Below are 20,434 nucleotides of genomic sequence, written 5' to 3'. Positions count from 1 at the left end.
GCGGCGGATCCGCACGCCTCTTCTCAGCGATGCGGTCGGCCGTCAATGTACATGAATTCGATAGCTGGCGGACTGGATTTCCAGCCAATTCCAACCTATCCATAATAGCGAGTGCCAAGGACTGCTGCTAGACTGTCCGGTTGGGCGGGTTCGCCCGTCTTCCAAGAAATTGATGAAAAGGAAATGAAAATCATGGAAGAAACCAAGCAACAGCCGCTGGGCCTTCGCGTGTGCGCCGAACTGGCCGGCAGCTTCCTGCTTTGCTTCGCCATCTACGCCTTCTCCACCTGGGGCTCGGCCGTATATGGCGTCAATGTGGTCTTCTCCGCGCTGGCCACCGCCCTGGCCTATGGCGTGGTCACCGCCATCTTCTCTCGTGTTTCTGGCGGTCAGCTCAACCCGGCCGTGACCGTGGCCGCGGTGCTCGCCTCCAAGACCAAGCTGGTGGACGGCGTGCTGTACGTGCTGGCCCAGGTGATCGGCGCCGTCGCCGCCGGCTTCGCCGTGGTCAAGCTGCTGCCCACCTCCGAGCAGGTGACGGCCAAGGTGTGGCTTACCCCGGCCGTGAACGGCTTCGAGCAGGGCTCCGTGTCCTACTCGCTGCTCACGCAGTACGGCATCACGTTCTCCATCACGCTGGCCATCGTAGTCGAGGTCATCGGCTCGCTCATCGTGGTCGCCGCCGCCATGTCCTCGCTCGGCGAGCACGGCGAGGCTTCCGATCGTTACGTGCTGACGATGGCCGGAGCCTACGGCCTGGCTGCCGCCTTCAGCTACCCGGTGACCGGCGTTGGCCTCAACCCGGCCCGTTCCACCGGCATCGCGCTGGCCACGATGAACCAGGGCCTGACGCAGAACCCGGTCCAGCAGCTGTGGGTGTTCTGGATCAGCCCGGTACTGGCCGCCGCCGTGGTGGCGTTGGTGATGATCGTCGCCCAAATGGCCACCACGCCGAAGGTGAAGGTCGCCGATCAGGAGTCGCTGGAAGGCCTCAACGGCGCTGATGGTGCCATGGATGCCACCTCCGAAGGTGATGCGACCGAGACGCTAGCCGAAGATGGTGTTGCCGAACAGGCCGAAGAAGCTGAAGTACGTGATCAGCAGGCCGATGCCCAGGGCAATGCCGATGAAGGAATCGAACGCCACTGAGCGAACCTTCCAAGGGCTTTTATCCTGCATGATCAGACGGATGAGCCCGGTAACGATGGCCGCCACGGAAAGCACAACCGTGGCGGCCATCGTGTATCCGAGGAGCGCCAGCAGCACGGCGGCAACGACGACGCCGAATACGATCCATTCGAACCAGGGTTTGCCCTCGTGGGCTTCGGATACGTACGGATGGTTGTGCATGACGACTTCCTTGTGAACACGAAATCAACGATTACGGATAAACATAAAACTCGGCTCCCCTCTCTACAGGGAGCTGCCCGCGAAGCCGGCCAAAGGAAGCTCATCACCGCAGTCGGGTTGCTCCCCTCAGTCCCACTCCGTTCGACAGCTCCCCTCAAAGAGGGGAGCCAGCATAAGGTGACCGTCTCGGCTCAACGCCGGGATATGCCGATCAGTGGAAGAAGTGGCGGGTGCCGGTCAGGTACATGGTCACGCCGGCCTTCTTCGCGGCCTCGATGACCTCCTCGTCGCGGATGGAACCGCCGGGCTGCACGATGGCCTTCACGCCGGCGTCGATGAGCACCTGGGCGCCATCGGCGAACGGGAAGAACGCATCGGAAGCGGCCACGGAACCGGTGGCACGGTCGGCGCCGTCAGCCAGCGTATTGGCGCGCTCGACGGCCAGATGGCAGGAATCCACGCGGTTGACCTGGCCCATGCCGATGCCCACGGTGGCCTGATCGTGAGCCAGCAGGATGGCGTTGGACTTCACGCAGCGAATCGCGCGCCACGCGAACACCAGATCCTTGAGGGTTTCGGCATCAGCGGCCTCGCCGGCCACCAGCTTCCAGGCATCCGGATCGTCGCCCACGGCGTTGATCAGATCGGTGTCCTGCACCAGCAGACCGCCGTCGATCTGGCGGATGGCTTCGTGGCCCTTCGGTGGCTCGGCCACCTTGAGGATGCGCAGGTTCTTCTTCTTGGTCTGCAGCAGTTCCAGCGCGGCGGGCTCGTAGTCCAGGGCCACGATGACCTCGGTGAAGATCGGGCGCACGCTCTCGGCCATCTCCAACGTCACCGTGGAGTTGCAGGCGATCACGCCGCCGTACGCGCTCATCGGATCGCAGGCGTGGGCCTTCTTGTGGGCCTCGGCCGCGGTGGCTCCGATGGCCAGGCCGCACGGGTTGTTGTGTTTGACCACGGCCACGGCGATGGCGGGGGCCATATCCCATACGGTACGCCATGCGGCGTCGGCGTCCACGTAGTTGTTGTAGCTCATCGGCTTGCCGCCGAGCTGTTCGGCGTGCGCGAAGCCGGTCTGGTTGAGCGGATCGACGTACAGGGCGGCCTGCTGGTGGGAGTTCTCGCCGTAGCGCAGGGTGTGCGCGCGGTCCCAGGTACGGGTGAACTGGGCCGGGAACTTGGCGGAGTCCACTTCGGTGCCCTGGTCGTCACGGTCGATTTCGCTGGACTCGAGCGAGGCCGGCTTGGGCCAGTGCTTGGCGGTCCACTCGTTGATGGTGGCGTCGTAGGCGGCGGTGTGGGCGAAGGCCTTGGCGGCGAGCCATTCACGCTCCTCCAGGGAGAAACCGGTGCCGTCGGCCACGCGGGAGGCCACGAGGGCGTAATCGTTCGGATCGGTGACGATGGCCACGGTGGCGTGGTTCTTGGCCGCGCCGCGCACCATGGAGGGGCCGCCGATGTCGATCTTCTCGATGACGTCCGCCTCCGAGGCGCCGGAGCGCACGGTGTCGGCGAAGGGGTACAGGTTGACGACCACGAGGTCGAACGGCTTGATGCCGAATTCCTCAAGCTGCTTGGCGTGCTCGGGGTTGGTCATGTCCGCCAGGATGCCGGCGTGGATGTACGGGTGCAGGGTCTTCACGCGGCCATCCAGGCACTCCGGGAAGCCGGTGACGTCCGAGACCTCAGTGACCTTGACGCCCAGCTCGGCGAGCTTCTTGGCGGTGGAGCCGGTGGAGACCACTTCGGTGCCGGCCTTCACGAACGCTTCGGCCAGAACCTCGATGCCTTCCTTATGAAAGACGGAAACCAGTGCTCGACGTATCGGCCGGTTCGTGTTTGTCATCCTGTTCCTCCTTGGTTGTGGATTGGGATTTCGATGGTTTCGGTTGGGATTGTACGTGTATGGATCGCCGCGGCTTCCTGGGCGCCCCGTCCTGCTTTGTCCGCTTCCGCTTCTCGTCCGTTGCGGATTTCGCAGCCGTTTCCCCGTCTCCGGCACGGCCGACGGTCTTGGCATCCGAGGTGCGGGAGGGACGCAGACGTTCAGCTATCCAGCCTACAGAAAAAACGAGTGCGGTGCCAATCAGCGCGACGAGCCATGCCGTGGCGAGTCCCAGTGCGGTGGGATGGCCCACGGCGCGGGTGGAGGCCATGACGCTTACGCCCACGTGGGCGAGCCTGTGCTGGCCGAGCGACCCGTTGGACAGTGCGAACAGCATCGTGGAGCCAAGGGAAACCAGTCCCGCACTCAGACAGAACGCGCCGGCCGGGTATGCGAGGTCAAGCACCATGGCCCGGCGATCGGAGTCGCCGCGCACGTTGGTGGGACGGTATCGGAATCCGGCGGGCAGGAAGAGCGCCAGCAGACCCACGAGCGTGGCCACGGCGAACGGCGTGTTGAGCGCTATCGTGCGCCACAGTTCACTGGAGACCGCTTCGGGCAGGATGCCGAACGCGGGTACCGCCGGCAAGTCCTTGGACTGGCCGACCCAGAGCGTGAAACTGGCCACGTCGCCGATGGCGAATCCGGAGCCGAACAGCCAGGAGACGGCCCACAACATGAGATTGGGCAGCCAGATGAGCATGGCCAGCGTGGTGAGAATGCGCGAGCCGGTTTCCATGCCGGACATCTTGAACACGGAGACCACGGCCGTCTGGTTGCGTACGGTCCAGACGATGACGGTGATCAGTCCGATGAGCAGGTACAGTCCCAGAATGATGGCCGCGACGGCTGCACCCGTCTTGAGACAGTGCCTGACTTTGACGGAGGATTGTTTGCGGATCCAGACCATCAGATCCTTGAGCTTGTCCGAGCCGGGCACCGCCGCGCACAGGAATCCGAGTACGAACACGGTACCGGCCTTGAGCAGGGTGAGCCATTGGTCGTCCACCAGGCTCAAGTGCACCGACGAGCGGAACCATTCGTTCAGCGCGAGCCATACGAGCAGCCCGATGACGAAGGCGTGCGGACCGGTGGCTTTGAGGCGTGCCACGAGCGTGGCGATGAGCCAGACAAGCAATACGGTCAGTAGCAACGGGGTGATGGTCAGCGTGACGGAATCGGTCGCGAATCCCGAACCCTCACTCAGCAGCACCACGGCTTTGGTGAGTCCCGTGGTACCGGTGGTCAGGTTTTCGCCGCCCTCCTCCATGGAGATGACGAGAAGCATCAGGGCCACATAGCAGCCCAGTGCGATGGCATAGATGGCCATGGATGCGAGGGCCGCGAGGGCTCCCCGCACCCATTGGCGAATCACTGCTTTCATGTGTTCGGCGGGCCGCACTCAGTCGATGTTGGCCTTGGCGAGCACGTCGCGCATGATCTGGGCCGCCTGGCCCGGGGTACGGCCGACGGGGATGCCCGCGGCCTCCAGCGCGTCCTTCTTGTCCTGAGCGGTGCCCTTGCCGCCGGAGACGATGGCGCCGGCATGGCCCATCTGCTTGCCTTCGGGGGCGGTGAAGCCGGCGATGTAAGCCACGACCGGCTTGGTCATGTGTTCCTTGGCCCATGCGGCGGCTTCCTGTTCGGCGAATCCGCCGATCTCGCCGATCATCATGACGGCCTTGGTGTTCGGGTCGGCTTCGAAGGCCTCAAGGGCCTCGAGCAACGTGGTGCCCACAATCGGGTCGCCGCCGGCGCCCAGGCATGCGGTGAAGCCGATGTCGGAGAGTTCGCCCATGAGCTGGTAGGTCAGCGTGCCGGACTTGGAGACCAGGCCCAGCGGGCCACGTCCCACGATGCCGTCCGGGATGATGCCGAGGTTGACGCCGGGGTTGCCCAGCGTGATGAGGCCCGGGCAGTTCGGTCCGATGATGCGCACGCCCTTGCGCAGCGCAAGCTCCACGAAGTAGGCGGAATCGGCCACCGGGATGCCTTCGGTGATGACCACCACGAGTTCGATGCCAGCCTCCACGGCCTCCACCACGGCGTTCTTGGCGAAGCGCGGCGGCACGAACACCACGCTGGCCTTGGCACCGGTGGCCTCGCGGGCCTCGGAGCAGGTGGCGAACACGGGGATGTCCGTGTCCTCGCCGTTCCTGGCGGCCGGGAAGGTGACGGTGGTGCCCGCCTTGCGCGGGTTCACGCCACCGACGATGTTGGTGCCGGCCTTGAGCATGCGCGCCGTGTGCGTCATGCCCTGATGGCCGGTCATACCCTGAACGATTACCGGTGCGCCGTCTTCGATGAACAGCATCAGCGAACCTCCTTGGACTTGGTGGCTTCAGCGGCCAGCTGTGCCGCCTTCTGCGCGGCGCCTTCCATGGTCTCGGACACGTGGATGATCGGGTTGTTGGCTTCGGCCAGGATGTGCAGGCCTTCCGCCGCGGCGTTGCCGTCGAAGCGAACGACGATGGGCTTGGAGCTGCCAAGCACCTTGACGGCCTCGAGAATGCCGTTGGCCACCTCCACGCAGGAGGTGATGCCGCCGTAGACGTTGATGAACACGGCTGCGACCTGCGGGTCGGACAGCACGATTTCCAGGCTGCTGGCCATGACGGCCGCGGATGCGCCGCCGCCGATGTCCAGGAAGTTGGCCGGCTTGATGCCGGTACCCTGCTCCTCGCCGGCACCGGAGACGGCGTCCAGCGAGCTCATAACCAGACCCGCGCCGTTGCCGATCACGCCGACCTCGCCGTGCAGGTGCACGTAGTGCAGGCCATGTTCGCGGGCCTTCTGCTCGAACGGGTCAGGCACGATCGGATCCACGAAGCGCGTCCAGCCGTCATGACGGAACGCGGCGTTGTCATCGAGGGAGATCTTGGCGTCCAGCGCGCACAGCTGCTTGGTGGATTCGTCGTCCGGGTCGCCGATCTTGGCGAGCGGGTTAATCTCCACCAGCGTGGCGTCGTTCTCCTTGAAGCAACGCCACATCTTGAGCAGGATCTGGGCAGCCTGGTCCACGTCCGCGTGGTAGAAGCCGATGCTTTCGGCCATCTTGGTGGCGGCTTCAAGGTCGAAGTCGCCGAGAGCCTCGATGTGCAGGCGCTTGACGGATTCGGGGTGCTCCTTGGCGATCTCCTCGACCTCGGTGCCGCCGTTGGCGGTGGCAAGAACGTCGAAGTCGCGGGAGGTACGGTCCACGGAGATGGACACGTAATACTCGTGCAGGATGTTCTTGGCTTCGGCCACGAGCACACCCGAGACCTTGTGTCCGTGGATGGTCATCGGCAGGATGGCCTCGGATTCGAGGATGGCCTCGTCGCGGTTGTGGGCGATCTTCACGCCGCCCGCCTGGCCGCGATGGCCGATCTTCACCTGCGCCTTGATCACACAGGGGTAGCCGATCTTGTCCGCCGCCTCGGCCACTTCATGGGAGTTCTGAGCGAAGATGGCACCCGGGGTGGGGATGTCCTGTTCCTCAAGCAGCTCACGTGCCTGGTATTCGTAAAGGTCCATGGATCCTTCCCTGACTAAATAATGGTCCGGCATGTAACTGTACACAGTACATGCCGGACCATGACAACAAACCGCGTGTTCGTGAGACGGCTCACGCGGGCATGGAGACCAACGAGCTGGTGGGCACGCCACCGAGCTTGTCGATGCCGTCCAGTCCTTCGAGACGCATCACGAAGCTGAAGCCGGCCACCTTGCCGCCGGCCTTCTCGATGAGGTCGGCACCGGCCTTGGCGGTGCCGCCGGTGGCGATGAGGTCGTCCACGATGAGCACACGCTCGCCGTGAGCCACGGCTTCGGTCTCGATCTCCACGCTGGCGGTGCCGTATTCGAGGTCATAGGATTCACCGATGGTCTCGGGCGGCAGCTTGCCCGCCTTGCGGATGGCGATGAACCCCTTGCCCAGGCGTTCGGCCAGCGTGGGGCCGAACAGGAATCCGCGGGATTCCAGGCCGGCGATGGCATCGAATTCGTCCGGAGCGACCGGCAGCGCCTCCTCAAGCGCCTTGAGCAGAATCCTGAGGCCCTTCGGATCGGCGAGCACCGGCATGAAGTCGCGGAAGATGATGCCCTCCTTGGGGAATCCGGGCACGGATCGGATCAGGGACACCATGTATTCGGCGTCCTCCTGCCCGACCTTGTCCAATGCCTCGATGGTGATGTCCGACTGTGCCATATGCTCGCCCCTTGATGACTTGTTGGTTAACGGTATTGACGGTGGTGGGAGCGTCTCGCGCGCCTTGAGACCGCGAGACGATAGCTTACTTCGTTTCGGTTTCGCCGTTCTGCTTGGTCTCGGCGTCGTCCGCCTCGGTGGTCTCGACGGCGGCATCGACCGGCACCTGGCCGGCCTCGTCCGCGGCCGGGGCTTCCTGATCCTCGGACAGCGGGTTGCCGTTCTCGTCCACCTCATCATCAGAGACGTAAGCCGGACGGGTGTACTCACGGGCGATGGCGTTGAAGGCGAAACGCAGCTTGGAACCCTCGGAGTCGATGACGATCTCCTCGTACTGCTCATCGACTTCCACGACCTTGCCGATCACCTGGCCGATGGTGATGACCTCGGTACCGGGCTGCAGGTTGCGACGGAAATCCTGCTTCTCGGCCTGCTGCTGCTTGGCCTTCTTGGACTGCCACCACATCATGCCGCCGATGACCACGACCATGACGATGAGCATAATATACGAAGAATCCACGGAAAACTCCTTCAGATCAACGGCCACGGCCGGTTGTTGACACATGACCGGATTGTGCAAACAGGAAAAGTCTAGAAGAGCTTGCTGACATCATCGTTGGGCGTAAGACCCAAATGCTGCCATGCCTTCTCCGTGGCCACACGACCCTTCGGCGTGCGGACCAGGAAACCTTCACGCACCAGATACGGCTCGCAAACGGTCTCCACGGTCTCGGACTCCTCGCCCACCATGGCGGCAAGGTTGTTGAGACCCACCGGACCGCCGTTGAAATTACGCACGATGGCATTGAGCACGGCGATGTCGAGCCGGTCGAGGCCTTCGGAGTCGATTTGGTACAACGCCAGCGCTTCCTTGACATCCTCAGGCCGCACCACGATGAGGTCGTGGACGATGGCCCAGTCACGCACGCGGCGCAGCAGGCGGTTGGCGATACGCGGCGTGCCACGGGAGCGCAGGGCAAGCTCATGCGCCGAGCCTTCGTCCAGGTTCACACCCAGCACGTTGGCCGAACGCTCGATGAGCTTCTCCAATTCCTCATGCGGGTAGAAATCCAGATGCGCGGTGAAGCCGAAACGTGCGCGCAACGGGCTCGGCAGCATGCCCTCGCGCGTGGTGGCGCCGATCACGGTGAATCGCGGCAGGGTCAGCGGAATGGAACTCGCGCCCGGGCCCTTACCCACCATGACGTCCACGCGGAAATCCTCCATGGCGATGTAGAGCAGCTCCTCGGCGGCACGGGGCAGACGATGGATCTCATCGATGAACAGCACCTCGCCGGTGTCCAGCGAGCTCAGGATCGAGGCGAGATCGCCGGCATGCTGCACGGCCGGACCGGAAGTGACGCGAATCGGCACCTCAAGCTCGTTGGCCACGATCATGGCCAACGTGGTCTTGCCCAGGCCCGGAGGACCGGCGAGCAGGATGTGGTCCGGTGGCACGTCGCGCTTGCGGGCGGCATCGAGGAAGAGCTGGAGCTGCGCCTTGAGCCGGGGCTGGCCGATGAAGCCATCCAGTACGTGCGGACGGAGCTCCTCGTCGCTGACCGGCTCGTTGCCGATCGGCTGCGAGGAGACCATGCGCAGCGATTCCTCGTTGGCTCCGGTATTGGAAGTGCCGTAGGTCATGTCGTCGCTCATCAGCGGCCCCTATCCATGAGCGCCAGGGCGAAGCGAAGCACACGCGGCACGTCGTCCGCCGCCAGCGGCGTGGTGATGTCGTTGTCGTTGATCGCCTCGGTGACGGCCTGTTGGGCGTCCTGTTGACGCCAGCCGAGCGAAATCAGGCCTTCGATGACCTGTTCCATGCCGGTGTCGACCAGCGGCTTGGCCTCGGACCGGGAGGCGGCCGAAGCGCCTTCGATCTGGCTCAAATCGATGGAGCCCTTGAGCTCGAGGATGATCTTCTGGGCTCCCTTCTTGCCCAGTCCGGGTGCCTTGGCCAGCGCCGTAGCGTCGTTGTCCGCGATGGCATGGGCCAGTTGGATGGGGGTAAGAGTGGAGAGCAGCGACTGGGCCACCTTGGGTCCGATGCCGGACACCTTGATGAGCTGCAGGAAGGTTTTCTTGGCGTCCCTGTCCAGGAATCCGTGCAGGGTGACGGCGTCCTGGGAGATGTTCATGTACGTGTAGACGCGGGTTTCCTGACCGGCGTGCAGCCGTCCCAGATCGGTGGAGGACATACGTACCTCGTATCCCACTCCCCCGACGTCGATCAATGCGGTATCGGCCTCGACCGATTCGACCCGCCCGGACAGCATGCCGATCATCGCCCACTCCTTGCGCAAATCCCCTCGATGCCGGGCGATCCCACAGCGGTGGCGCCCGCACATCTATAATCGAACAACTGTTCGAAGTATACTACATGCCGCGGTCGTGGTTGATGCGGCGACGTGTCGTGTGCTGCGCCGCCTCGGCCCATTGACGCTGCGCGGGCGTCAGATGCTGTTCCCGTTCGCCGCCCTGCAACGCTCCGGCGGGACGCAGGGCATGGCAGATGGCCAAGGCCAACGCATCGGCCGCGTCGGCGGGCGTCGGCATTTTGGTGAGGTTCAGGATGCGCGTGACCATGCGTTCGACCTGGATCTTCTGGGCCTGCCCATTGCCGGTGATGGCGAGCTTGGCCTCGGTCGGTGTATGCAATGCCACCGGGATGTTGCGTTGCGCGGCGGCCAGCATGGCCAGTCCCGCGGCCTGCGCGGTGCCTAGCACTGTATTGCGGTTGGATTGTGCGAACACACGTTCGATGGACACGCTGTCCGGCGCGAACCGGTCCATCTTCTCCGCCAGGCCGTTGTAGATGGCCAGCAGGCGCAGATCCTGTGAGATATCGGGCGAGGAACGCACCACATCCACGTGAATAAACGAAAGCCGGCGATGTTCGCCGGCTTCGATCACGCCGACCCCGCAGCGCGTGAGCCCGGGGTCGACGCCAAGGATGATCACTGGGGATTACTCCTCGTCGAGCTGGGCCATGACCTCGTCGGAGGCGGTCCAGTTGGAGTAGATGTTCTGCACATCGTCCAGGTCATCGAGCTTGTCGATGAGGTTGGACACCTTGCGGGCGTCCTCGAGGCTGAGCTCCACCTCGTTCTTCGGCTGCATGACCTGATCGGCGGAATCGTAGTCGAAACCAGCGTCCTGCAGGGCCTTGCGCACGGTGAACAGGTCGGACGGACCGGTGATGACGGTGAAGACCTCACCATCGTCGGTCACATCCTCGGCACCGGCCTCGGCGGCGGTCTCGAATAGCTTGTCGAAGTCCACGCCCTCGGACGGGACCACGATCTGGCCCTTGCGCTCGAAGTTGAAGGACACGGAACCGGAAGTGGCCAGGGAGCCGTTGCCCTTGGTCAGCGTGGAACGCACTTCGGCGGCGGCGCGGTTGCGGTTATCGGTCAGGCACTCGATGATGAGACCCACGCCGGCGGGGGCGTAGCCCTCGTAGACGATGTCCTCGTAGTTGGCGGCGCCATCCTCGTCACCGGCACCGCGCTTGACGGCGCGGGCGATGTTGTCGGCCGGCATGGAGGCCTTCTTGGCCTTGTAGATGGCGTCGTACAGGGACGGGTTGCCGTCCGGGTCACCGCCGCCCAGACGGGCCGCGATCTCGATGTTCTTGATGAGCTTGGCGAAGAGCTTGCCGCGCTTGGCGTCGATGGCGGCCTTCTTGTGCTTGGTGGTCGCCCACTTGGAATGACCTGACATTAATGCTCCTAGCGATTAAACGAATGATGTCAAACGGAATGATTGTAGGCCGGTAATCAGACATAGGCGGCAACGACGCCGTCCGGTTCCGCAAAAACGGGAGACGAACGGGGCCGGCACCGCCCGGCCGATCAGGCCAGTGGAAGGTTGAGTCCGGGCGCGAGACGTTCGAAGGCGGCGGCGTATGCGGCGCGCTGGTCTTCGAGCAGGATCGGCATGGTGCGAGTCTGGGCCACGATGGGCATGAAGTTCGCGTCGCCGTTCCAACGGGGTACGACATGCTGGTGCAGGTGCGCGGCCACGCCGGCGCCCGCCACCTCGCCCTGGTTGATGCCGATGTTGTAGCCGTCCGGATGCGAGACGGCTTCCATCACCTTCATGGCGAGGGTGGTGGCCTTCTCGAACTCGAACAGTTCGGCGTCATCCAGCTCGGTGATGAATCCCACATGACGGTATGGGCAGATCATGAGATGGCCCACGTTGTAGGGATACAGGTTCATGATGGCGAACACGTGCGTGCCGCGCCAGGCGATCAGACCGTCCTCATCGGACTTCTTCGGGCCAGCGCAGAACGGGCACTCCTTGGTCTTCGGCTTGGTGGGCCTGTCCTCGCTGTTGCGCAGCACGTAGGTCATGCGCTGCGGGGTCCACAGACGCTCGACCGTGTCCTCCTGGGGAGGGAAATCAGCCGGATCGTCGATACGCACGTGTTCGGTCATCGGAATGCACTCAACCTTTGGGGATTCGGTGGCTCCCCTCGTCTGAGGGGAGCCTGGCGGAGGAAAGAGGACTCAGTCCTCGGTAGCGGCCTTGAAGTCGTCGGCGGAGTTGACCTGGACGCGCTTCTTGATCACGGTGAGGATCTTGGCGCGGGCCTCGTCCACCGGCACGCCGTTGAGCTGGCTGCCGTCGCGGAAGCGGAAGCTCACCGCGTTGTTGTTCATGTCCTCCTCGCCGACGATGAGGATGAACGGCGTCTTGGACTTGGAGGCGTTGCGGATCTTCTTGCCGAAGCGGTCGTCGGAGTAGTCGATCTCGCAGCGGACCATCTCGTCCTCGAGGGACTTGACGAAGCCAGCCAGATGCGGGGCGAACTCGTCGGCCACCGGGATGCCGAGCACCTGCACCGGGGCGAGCCACACCGGGAAAGCGCCGGCGTAGTGCTCGAGCAGCACGGCGAAGAAGCGCTCGATGGAGCCGAACAGGGCGCGGTGAATCATCACCGGACGCTGGTGGGTGCCGTCGGCCGCGATGTACTCGAGCTGGAAGCGCTCGGGCAGGTTGAAGTCAAGCTGGATGGTCGAGACCTGCCAGGTGCGGCCGATGGCGTCGCGGGCCTGCACGGAGATCTTCGGGCCGTAGAACGCGGCGCCGCCCGGATCGGCCACGAGGCTCAGACCGGAGTCCTTGGCCACCTCGGCGAGCGTGTTGGTCGCCTCCTCCCAGATCTCATCGGAACCGACGTACTTGTGCTCGTCCTTGGTGGACAGCTCGAGGTAGAAGTCGTCCAGGCCGAAGTCGCGCAGCACCTTGAGCACGAAGGTGAGCAGGTTGGTCAACTCGCCCTTCATCTGCTCGCGCGTGCAGTAGATGTGGGAATCATCCTGCGTAAGGCCGCGCACGCGGGTCAGGCCGTGGACCTCGCCGGACTTCTCGTAGCGGTACACGGTGCCGAACTCGAACAGACGCAGCGGCAGTTCCTTGTAGGAACGCTGGCGGGACTTGAAAATGAGGTTGTGCATCGGGCAGTTCATCGGCTTGAGGTAGTAGTCGAAGCCCTGCTTGGTGATGTTGCCGTCCGCGTCGCGCTCCTCGTCCAGGCGCATGGCCGGGTACATGGAGTCCTTGTACCAGTGCAGGTGGCCGGAGGTCTCGTACAGGCCGCCCTTGGTGATGTGCGGGGTCTGCACGAAGCTGTAGTGGTACTTGCGGTGCATCTCACGGGAGTAGTCCTCCATCGCGTTGATGACCGCGGCGCCCTTCGGGTGGAACACCGCCAGGCCCGGTCCGATCTCCTCCGGGAAGGAGAACAGGTCCATTTCGGCGCCGAGCTTGCGGTGGTCGCGCTTGGCGGCCTCCTCGAGACGGGTCTGGTAGGCCTTGAGGTCCTCCTTGGTGGCCCAGGCGGTGCCGTAGATGCGCTGCATGGTCGGGTTCTTCTCGTTGCCACGCCAGTAGGCGGCGGCGGAACGCTCGATCTTGAACGCCTTGATGAAGTGCGTGTTCGGCAGGTGCGGTCCGCGGCACAGGTCCTTCCACACAACGTTGCCGTCACGGTCGACGTTGTCGTAGAAGCTCAGCTCCTTGCCGGAGATCTCGGTGGCGGTGGACGGGTCGAGATGCGCTTCCTTGTCCTCGATCAGCTCGATCTTGAACGGCTGGTCGGCTTCCTCCTTGAGCGCCTCCTCCTCGGTGACGACGCGACGGCGGAAGGACTGCGCGGACTTGACGATCCGCTGCATGTGCTTCTCGATGTTCTTCAGGTCGTCCGGAGTGAACGGCTGGTCCACCTGGAAGTCGTAGTAGAAACCGTCCTTGATGATCGGTCCGACGCCGAGCTTGGCGTTCGGGAACAGTTCCTGCACGGCCTGGGCCATGACGTGCGTCGCGGAATGACGCATGATACCGAGGCCGTCCTCGCTGTCGAGCGCGACGGATTCGACCGTGTCGCCGTCGGCAAGCGGCGTGTAGAGGTCACGCAGTTCGCCATTGAGACGCACCGCGATGATGTTCTTGTCGTCCGCGAACAGCTCGGTACCGGTGGTGGTTGCTTCCACCTCCTTCGCTTCGCCGTTGACTGTAATGGAGATGGTAGCTTGCGCCATGATTTGTCCTTTGCTATCGGGGTCCGCGTTACTAATGTGCAGGCCTGGACTGGTTAATCAACAGTGGCCACCATAGGCATGCGGTCAGACAAAAGCAAATCGTGAGGCAGATACGAAAAAACCTCGCACGAAGCGAGGTTTTCGAAGTGGAGCGGACAACGGGACTCGAACCCGCGGTCTCAACCTTGGCAAGGTTGCGCTTTACCAACTAAGCTATGTCCGCAGAGGATTCCGACGTGAGAATCGGATTCCAGTGGGCGATGTAGGAATCGAACCTACGACCCCTTCGGTGTGAACGAAGTGCGCTAGCCGCTGCGCCAATCGCCCGAAATCAATCGGTATTCAGTTATGTTCAACAGAATGAATCTGTCTGGGTGGGCGATACAAGATTCGAACTTGTGACCCCTTCCGTGTCAGGGAAGTGCGCTACCTCTGCGCCAACCGCCCGGGTCCGCTTCTCAATCCGAGGATTGCTCCGCGGTCCTGAGAGGTGGGTACGAGAGTCGAACTCGTCTATACGGCTTTGCAGGCCGCTGCCTAACCGCTTGGCTAACCCACCGTAAGGTCTGTCAACTCGTCGGACCTAGAGCGGACAACGGGACTCGAACCCGCGGTCTCAACCTTGGCAAGGTTGCGCTTTACCAACTAAGCTATGTCCGCGTGTGTCTGTTCAGCACTCACCGGGAAGGTGTCTCGCCGAAGCACGAGTGATTACTATACACACATGCCACTGGTCCGTCCAGTCACGGCGTGTCGCCTTGTGGTAGCTGGGTTTCTGACGGGTCATGGCTCCGCTCGCTGATGGCTGAAGCCGGCGCGCTAGGGAGTTTTTCCACGTTACCCTTGAAGGTATGAGTGAAGAAGCGAACGTCCAGGGACCGGTGATGATCGCCGCGTTCGAGGGTTGGAACGACGCCTGTCAGGCCGCCACGAACGTGGTCCGCTATCTGGTCAAGCGGTATGAGTCCCGCGAGATTCGGCACATCGACTGCGATGGGTTTTACGACTATCAGGTGGCCCGTCCGATGCTGTGCCATGTTTCCGGCCGCGCGAATCTGGTGTGGCCGCAGACCACGTTCTACGACATCACGTTGGACGCCCGACGTCATCTCTACGCGCAGATCGCCCCGGAACCGAACTACCGTTGGATGGAATACTGCAGCCAGAGCCTGCATATCGCCGAGGAACTCGACGCGGCGCAGGTGGTCACGATGGGTGCCATGTTCTCCGATTGTCCGCATACCCGTCCGTTGCCCGTCGCCTTGAGCGACGGCACGCACCAGTGCGAGTGCGACCGTGAGTACAACGGCCCGGTCGGCATTCCCACCGTGCTGGATATGGCGGCGGCCGATCGTGGCTTCTCTCACGCCTCCATGTGGGTCTCCATCCCCCAGTATCTCGGCAGCGACGATTGCGCGGCCGGCACCATGCGTCTGTTGGACGCGCTGGGCAAGCGGATCGGCTTCACGTTCGACACGACGGAGCTCAAGCGCAAGGCCGAGCAATGGAAGGCACAGGCCTCCGTGCTGGTGCGTTGCAATGACCAACTGGGCGAATATGTGGAGCATCTGGAACGCGACTACGACCTCAAGTGCAAGGCGGACGAGGAGGCCGGTCTGGGCACACCGCAGTGTGAGCAGCTGGTGCGCGAGGCCGAGGCGTTCCTGCGGCAGATGGGCGAGTGAATCGCCGACTCACATGTCTTTCGGAGGCGGCGTATCGCGATCGCGATCAATGATCGCCGGAGGCAAAACGCAAGGGGCATCTCCCCAATCAGGAAGACGCCCCTTAATCGTATGCGCTTATATGCCTGCGCCCGACTCGCCCCGACGTTACGCGGCGGCGGCCACGGACGGGTCGATGGCCGGCAGCACGCCGGTGATGAGCAGCAGGGCCACCACCACGGCCAGGCCGATGCGGTAGACGGCGAAGGCCTTGTAGGAGAATGTGGAGACGAACTTCAGGAAGCCGATGATCACCACGTATCCCACGAAGAAGGCCACCACGGTGGCCGCGAGCGTGGCACCCCAGCCGGGGAACGCGCCGATTGCCGTGCAGGAGGCCGCATCACCCGCGGAGCAGGCGCTCACGTCCTTGATGGCGGAGACGGCCTCCAGGATGCCGGCGCCGAACACGGCGGGGATGGCCATGAGGAAGCTCACGCGCACGGCGGCCTCACGGGTGTATCCCATCGCACGGCCGAAGGTGATGGTGCCGCCGGAACGGGAGACGCCCGGGATCAGCGCGAGCATCTGGCCCACGCCGAACAGCAGCGCGTCCTTCCACGTCATCTGCTTCATGGTCTTGACCTGCTTGGAGCGGGCGTCGAACACCCACAGCAGCACACCGAAGACGGCGAGCACGGTCACGGTGATCCACAGGTTCCTCAGCGTGGTTTCGATGGCGTCCTTGAACAGCAGGCCGGCGATGAGGATCGGCATGGTGCCGATGATGATGAACCAACCCATCTGCGTATCCGGGTTGTGGGCACCGAGACGGCTCTTGAGGTCCTTGCCCTCCTTGCCGAACAGCGAGCCGAACCACGCGCCCAGAATGCGGATGATGTCCCTACGGTAATACAGGATGACGGCCAGCTCGGTGCCGAGCTGGATGATGGCGGTGAAGGCCGCGCCCGGATCCTTGCCGATCATCAGATCACCGATGATGCGGATGTGCGCGCTGGATGACACCGGTAGGTATTCGGTGAGCGCTTGGACCAAACCCATGAATAGCGCTTGGAAGAAATTCATAACCCCTCTGGTTTCTTGACATGCAAATTCGTTATGACCATGAACACCCTACCCAAGGGTGCGTAGAACAACACTAAGCAAACGGGAAACGGGCGCAACAACTGCACGGCTTTACAATGAAACCGAACAATGACGAACATATTCGGGAGGAAGGGATCGGTTATGGCCGTGTACCGCAAGAGCAGGGCGTTCGCGCCGCAGGGATTCTTCGAGTGCGAGGGCCGTGGCCTCAAGTGGCTCGGCGAGGCGCATGCGCAGGGCGGCCCCCGCGTGGTGGAGGTGTACGACTGGGGCAAGGACTATCTGGACATCGAGCGGGTGTCCAGCTCCTCCCCCACCGCCAAGGCGGCGTTCGACTTCGGCGCGGCGCTGGCCCGCATGCACGACGCCGGCGCGCCCTATTTCGGTTCCGCCCCTGCCGGATATGACGGCACATGCTACTTCGGACCGCTGCAGGACCCGGTGAAGATGGACACCGGCGAGTGGACTGACCCGATCAGCTACTTCGCCGACGGTCGCCTGCGTCCGATGGTCGATCTCGGCGTGCGCCGCGGAGAATTGGACAAGCGCGATGTGGAGCTCACGGAGAAGGTGATCGACGCGCTGCCGGACATCATGGGCCGTGCCGCCGACGACAAGCCCGCGCGCATCCACGGCGACCTGTGGAGCGGCAATGTGATGTGGACGGCCGATTCCGGTCATTCGGAGGCCGTGCTCATCGATCCGGCGGCCCATGGCGGCCATCGCGAGGAGGATCTGGCCATGCTGCACCTGTTCGGCATGAGCTATCTGAGCCAGATCACGGAGGGCTATCAGTCCGTGCACCCGTTGAAGGCCGGCTGGCAAGAACGCATCACGCTGTGGCAGCTCTACCCCATCGCCGGCCATTGCGTGTTCTTCGGCGGCGGCTACGTGAGCGAATACCGTTCCATGTGCCGCTCGCTACTGAAGTAAGGGCTTTGTCTGGCTCCCCTCGCTGAGGGGAGTTGCACGGTCCATATTGGCACTCCCCTCAGTCAGCTTCGCTGGCAGCTCCCCTCAGCGAGGGGAGCCAAGGAAAGAAAGAGGACTCAGCTCAAAGCGTCCTTCAGTTTGCTGAAGAATCCGCTCTTCTTCTGACCGGTCTGAGGCCTGGAGGCCTGCGAGACGTGCGCGGCGTCCGCGTCGTGGGAGGCGGCGAATTGCTCGATGAGCTCGCGTTCGGAATCGTTGAGCTTGGTGGGGATGAGCACGTTCACATGGGCTACGAGGTTGCCGCGTTCGTCGTTGTTGCGGATGTTGGTCACGCCAAGACCCTTGAGGGTCACGGTGTCCTCCGGCTGGCATCCGGCCGGGATAGTGACGTCCTTCGGTCCGTCGAACGTGTCGATGGTGAGCGTGTGGCCGAGCACGGCCCAGCTCATCGGCACCTGGATCCAGCAGTGCAGATCGTCGCCGTCGCGCGTAAATTGCTTGTCCGCACGGATGCGGATGTCGATGTACAGGTCGCCGGCCGCACCGCCGCCTTCGCCCACTTCGCCCTGGTTCGCCAGGCGCAGGCGTGCGTTGTCGTTGATGCCGGCCGGCACGGTCACGCCGACGTTGCGCGTGCTGCGCACGCGGCCGTGGCCCATGCAGCTGGGGCACGGGTTGGTGATGATGGTGCCATGGCCCTCGCAGCGTTCACAGGGCGCGGAAGTCATCATCTGGCCCAGCATGGTGCGGACCACCTTCTGCATGAATCCCTGTCCGTGGCAGTCCGGGCAGGTGACCGGCTGGGCGCCGCCCTGCGCGCCGGAGCCGCCGCACTCCTGGCACAGCGAGAACGTGTTGATCTTCACATGTGCGGTGCCGCCGAACACCGCGGTCTTCAGGTCGATGGAGGCTGAGGCCAGCGCGTCGCGGCCGGGCTGGGTGCGCGGGACGGGACCCTGGGAGCCGCCGCCGAACGCCGAGCCGAAGAACGTGGAGAAGACGTCGCCCATGTCGCCGAAACCGCCGGAGAACCCGCCGGCGCCGCTGTTCGGGTTGTTGGGATCCACGCCGGAGTCGTACATGCGGCGCTTGTCCGGGTTGGACAGCACGTCGTAGGCGTTGTTCACTTCCTTGAACTTGTCCTCGAACTCCGGGCCCGCGATGTCCGGGTGGTACTTACGGCTGAGCTTGCGGTAGGCCTTCTTGATCTCGTCGTCGCTGGCATTGCGGTCGATGCCGAGCGTCTCGTAATAATCTGCCACTTACTTGTTCCTTTTGTTCGTTTGGTCCGCGGGTTATTGTGCCATATCCCGCGGTCAGTCCTGGGTGCGCCGCTCGCTGACGAACGCGGTGAGATAACGGGCCACCGCCTTGACCGCGGCCATGGTGGTGGCATAGTCCATATGCGTAGGCCCGATGGATCCCACGAAGGCGATCGGCTCGCCGGCATCCCGCGCGGACTGCGCCGGATTCCCCTCGCCCGGATCGGGGTCCGAGGCCGTCCGGCCGTACCCGCTGCTGACCACCGAGGCGTGCAGCAGTTCGGGAGTATGGCTTTCGGAACCGATGGACACGCCCACACCGGCCGCGTTCGTCTCCTCGCTCAGGTTGCTCATGAGCTTCATGAGCACCACCTGCTCCTCCAGCGCGTCGAACAGGGGCGCCAGATCGGCCAGCGAATGGGAGTGGGCCAGACGCGAGGCGCCGGACATGTACAGTTCGTTGGCGCGTTCGTCCAAGGCCATCGAGGCGAAGGCGTCCGCCAACGATTCGGCGACCCCGCGAACATCCTCATATCCGGCGGACGCGCCGATCGCACGCACCGTTTCGGCGGATTTCGACAGCGACAGTCCGGCGCACTGCTCGTTGACGGCGCCGGAAAGCCGCGCGATGCTGTCGGCCGCGGGCATGGACGAGACCGCCAGTCCGTGCTGAGCCACGCGCCCGGTATCCGTGATCACCACGGCCAGCAACGTGCCCATCGCCACGGGCACCATCTCCACATGCCGCAGCGTGGCCTTGGCCAGCGACGGGGAGGCCACCACGGCCACCTGCCCGGTGATCTCCGAAAGCAACCGGGCCGAACGCTGCAGGGCGTCCTGCAGGCTCACCGACCCGGCAAGGAAGCTGTTGATTCCGCGTCGCTGCGCCTCGCTCAACGGGACCACCGTGGCCAATCGGTCCACGAAATAGCGGTATCCCTTTTCCGTGGGCACACGACCGGCCGAGGTGTGCGGCTGAATCAGGTAGCCCTCGTCCTCAAGGGCGGCCATGTCGTTGCGCACAGTGGCGGAGCTCACTCCCAGATTGTGCTCTTTGGTCAGCGATGTGGATCCAACCGGCTCCTGGGAGCGGATGTAGTCCTCCACCACGGCGCGCAGCACCAGCATGCGTCTTGATTGCGTCATGCGCGCCTCCTTATATATAGGCAAGAATTCACGAACAGTTCATGGCGTGTCCGGCGTGCATTCGTCCGCGCCACGCAGGTACACGTTCAAACAGGCGAAAACCGCCCATTCGGCCGCGCGACTACGTCATGCGAACAAGACACGCCGTAATTTATTGTATTAGCACTCCCCCATTTCGAGTGCTAATCCGTTCATTCGTAGCGAAGAAACGTTAATTGTGAACGCTAACAGAACACAAGTTACCAAAACACGCCAAAATTGCATCACTACGTCGCAAACCGACGCTAGCATGGAATACGCAATGTGAGGGCGTCTTGCGCTCGGCACAAGCCGGATACGCGGCCCGA

General features: G+C 63.5%; 19 protein-coding genes and 5 tRNA genes. 3 read left to right on the top strand and 21 right to left on the bottom strand.

The genetic code is table 11. The annotated features are described in order from the left end of the window. The first annotated feature begins 192 nt into the window (after positions 1 to 192). Positions 193 to 1,149, top strand: a complete 957-nt coding sequence (locus DF196_RS01060) for an MIP/aquaporin family protein (protein WP_109056085.1) — start codon at positions 193 to 195, stop codon at positions 1,147 to 1,149. Here the strand turns inward: DF196_RS01060 and DF196_RS01055 are convergent. The 18 genes from DF196_RS01055 to DF196_RS00970 form a co-directional block, all read right to left on the bottom strand. Continuing rightward, positions 1,048 to 1,350, bottom strand: a complete 303-nt coding sequence (locus DF196_RS01055; protein ID WP_109056084.1) for a DUF3017 domain-containing protein — start codon at positions 1,348 to 1,350, stop codon at positions 1,048 to 1,050. The two genes, DF196_RS01060 and DF196_RS01055, sit on opposite strands and share 102 nt — an antisense overlap. Before the next feature lie 211 nt (positions 1,351 to 1,561). Continuing rightward, the gene (gene purH / locus DF196_RS01050) at positions 1,562 to 3,199 is read right to left on the bottom strand and encodes a bifunctional phosphoribosylaminoimidazolecarboxamide formyltransferase/IMP cyclohydrolase (RefSeq protein WP_109056083.1); all 1,638 of its coding nucleotides are present in this window, start codon (positions 3,197 to 3,199) and stop codon (positions 1,562 to 1,564) included. Then, positions 3,147 to 4,622 (bottom strand): cell division protein PerM, encoded by a 1,476-nt coding sequence (locus DF196_RS01045; RefSeq protein ID WP_109056082.1) that lies wholly within the window; start codon positions 4,620 to 4,622, stop codon positions 3,147 to 3,149. The genes purH and DF196_RS01045 overlap by 53 nt, the downstream gene beginning before the upstream one ends. A gap of 18 nt (positions 4,623 to 4,640) precedes the next feature. After that, a complete protein-coding gene (sucD, locus tag DF196_RS01040) occupies positions 4,641 to 5,552 on the bottom strand; it encodes a succinate--CoA ligase subunit alpha (protein ID WP_109056081.1) in 912 nt (303 codons plus the stop codon). Next, positions 5,552 to 6,754 (bottom strand): ADP-forming succinate--CoA ligase subunit beta, encoded by a 1,203-nt coding sequence (sucC, locus tag DF196_RS01035; protein WP_109056080.1) that lies wholly within the window; start codon positions 6,752 to 6,754, stop codon positions 5,552 to 5,554. Before sucC ends, sucD begins: the two co-directional genes overlap by 1 nt. Before the next feature lie 91 nt (positions 6,755 to 6,845). Next, entirely contained in the window at positions 6,846 to 7,427 is a 582-nt protein-coding gene (locus DF196_RS01030) for an adenine phosphoribosyltransferase (protein WP_109056079.1), read from the bottom strand. A gap of 85 nt (positions 7,428 to 7,512) precedes the next feature. Then, positions 7,513 to 7,929, bottom strand: coding sequence for a preprotein translocase subunit YajC (locus DF196_RS01025; RefSeq protein ID WP_109056078.1), 417 nt, complete (start codon positions 7,927 to 7,929; stop codon positions 7,513 to 7,515). 89 nt (positions 7,930 to 8,018) lie between these two features. Next, on the bottom strand, positions 8,019 to 9,083 hold the full coding sequence (ruvB, locus tag DF196_RS01020; RefSeq protein ID WP_109056077.1) for a Holliday junction branch migration DNA helicase RuvB: 1,065 nt from the start codon (positions 9,081 to 9,083) through the stop codon (positions 8,019 to 8,021). Continuing rightward, entirely contained in the window at positions 9,083 to 9,712 is a 630-nt protein-coding gene (ruvA, locus tag DF196_RS01015; RefSeq protein ID WP_109056076.1) for a Holliday junction branch migration protein RuvA, read from the bottom strand. Before ruvA ends, ruvB begins: the two co-directional genes overlap by 1 nt. Before the next feature lie 91 nt (positions 9,713 to 9,803). After that, positions 9,804 to 10,388 carry a crossover junction endodeoxyribonuclease RuvC gene (ruvC, locus tag DF196_RS01010; protein WP_109056075.1) on the bottom strand — a complete coding sequence of 195 codons (585 nt, stop codon included), beginning with the start codon at positions 10,386 to 10,388 and terminating at the stop codon, positions 9,804 to 9,806. 6 nt (positions 10,389 to 10,394) lie between these two features. Continuing rightward, positions 10,395 to 11,150, bottom strand: a complete 756-nt coding sequence (locus tag DF196_RS01005; RefSeq protein ID WP_109056074.1) for a YebC/PmpR family DNA-binding transcriptional regulator — start codon at positions 11,148 to 11,150, stop codon at positions 10,395 to 10,397. A 131-nt stretch (positions 11,151 to 11,281) separates the two neighbouring features. After that, a complete protein-coding gene (locus DF196_RS01000) occupies positions 11,282 to 11,869 on the bottom strand; it encodes an HIT family protein (RefSeq protein WP_109056073.1) in 588 nt (195 codons plus the stop codon). Positions 11,870 to 11,941: 72 nt separating this feature from the next. After that, complete coding sequence (gene thrS, locus DF196_RS00995) at positions 11,942 to 13,975, bottom strand: threonine--tRNA ligase (RefSeq protein ID WP_109056072.1); 2,034 nt, start codon at positions 13,973 to 13,975, stop codon at positions 11,942 to 11,944. 147 nt (positions 13,976 to 14,122) lie between these two features. Beyond that, a tRNA-Gly gene (locus DF196_RS00990) sits at positions 14,123 to 14,198 on the bottom strand. 31 nt (positions 14,199 to 14,229) lie between these two features. Further along, positions 14,230 to 14,302: transfer RNA gene (locus DF196_RS00985), tRNA-Val, on the bottom strand. A gap of 48 nt (positions 14,303 to 14,350) precedes the next feature. Further along, positions 14,351 to 14,422, bottom strand: a tRNA-Val gene (locus tag DF196_RS00980). Positions 14,423 to 14,463: 41 nt separating this feature from the next. Beyond that, positions 14,464 to 14,534 (bottom strand) — tRNA-Cys (locus DF196_RS00975). A gap of 28 nt (positions 14,535 to 14,562) precedes the next feature. Next, positions 14,563 to 14,635: transfer RNA gene (locus DF196_RS00970), tRNA-Gly, on the bottom strand. Positions 14,636 to 14,826: 191 nt separating this feature from the next. Between DF196_RS00970 and DF196_RS00965 the strand changes: the two genes are divergently transcribed. Next, positions 14,827 to 15,660, top strand: coding sequence for a PAC2 family protein (locus DF196_RS00965; RefSeq protein WP_109056071.1), 834 nt, complete (start codon positions 14,827 to 14,829; stop codon positions 15,658 to 15,660). 147 nt (positions 15,661 to 15,807) lie between these two features. On the opposite strand, the gene DF196_RS00960 is transcribed toward DF196_RS00965, so the two are convergent. Next, positions 15,808 to 16,725, bottom strand: a complete 918-nt coding sequence (locus DF196_RS00960; RefSeq protein WP_109056070.1) for an undecaprenyl-diphosphate phosphatase — start codon at positions 16,723 to 16,725, stop codon at positions 15,808 to 15,810. A 162-nt stretch (positions 16,726 to 16,887) separates the two neighbouring features. Between DF196_RS00960 and DF196_RS00955 the strand changes: the two genes are divergently transcribed. After that, on the top strand, positions 16,888 to 17,679 hold the full coding sequence (locus DF196_RS00955; protein WP_109056069.1) for a fructosamine kinase family protein: 792 nt from the start codon (positions 16,888 to 16,890) through the stop codon (positions 17,677 to 17,679). 116 nt (positions 17,680 to 17,795) lie between these two features. Here DF196_RS00955 and dnaJ read toward each other — a convergent pair whose 3' ends face one another. Beyond that, the gene (gene dnaJ / locus DF196_RS00950) at positions 17,796 to 18,941 is read right to left on the bottom strand and encodes a molecular chaperone DnaJ (RefSeq protein WP_109056068.1); all 1,146 of its coding nucleotides are present in this window, start codon (positions 18,939 to 18,941) and stop codon (positions 17,796 to 17,798) included. 54 nt (positions 18,942 to 18,995) lie between these two features. After that, positions 18,996 to 20,087 carry a heat-inducible transcriptional repressor HrcA gene (hrcA, locus tag DF196_RS00945; RefSeq protein ID WP_109056067.1) on the bottom strand — a complete coding sequence of 364 codons (1,092 nt, stop codon included), beginning with the start codon at positions 20,085 to 20,087 and terminating at the stop codon, positions 18,996 to 18,998. Positions 20,088 to 20,434 lie beyond the last annotated feature (347 nt).

This window comes from Bifidobacterium callitrichidarum (assembly GCF_003129905.1).
Taxonomy (GTDB): Bacteria; Actinomycetota; Actinomycetes; order Actinomycetales; family Bifidobacteriaceae; genus Bifidobacterium; species Bifidobacterium callitrichidarum.
The sequence above is the reverse complement of the archived record's forward strand: the minus strand, read 5'-3'. Positions and strand labels throughout refer to the sequence as shown.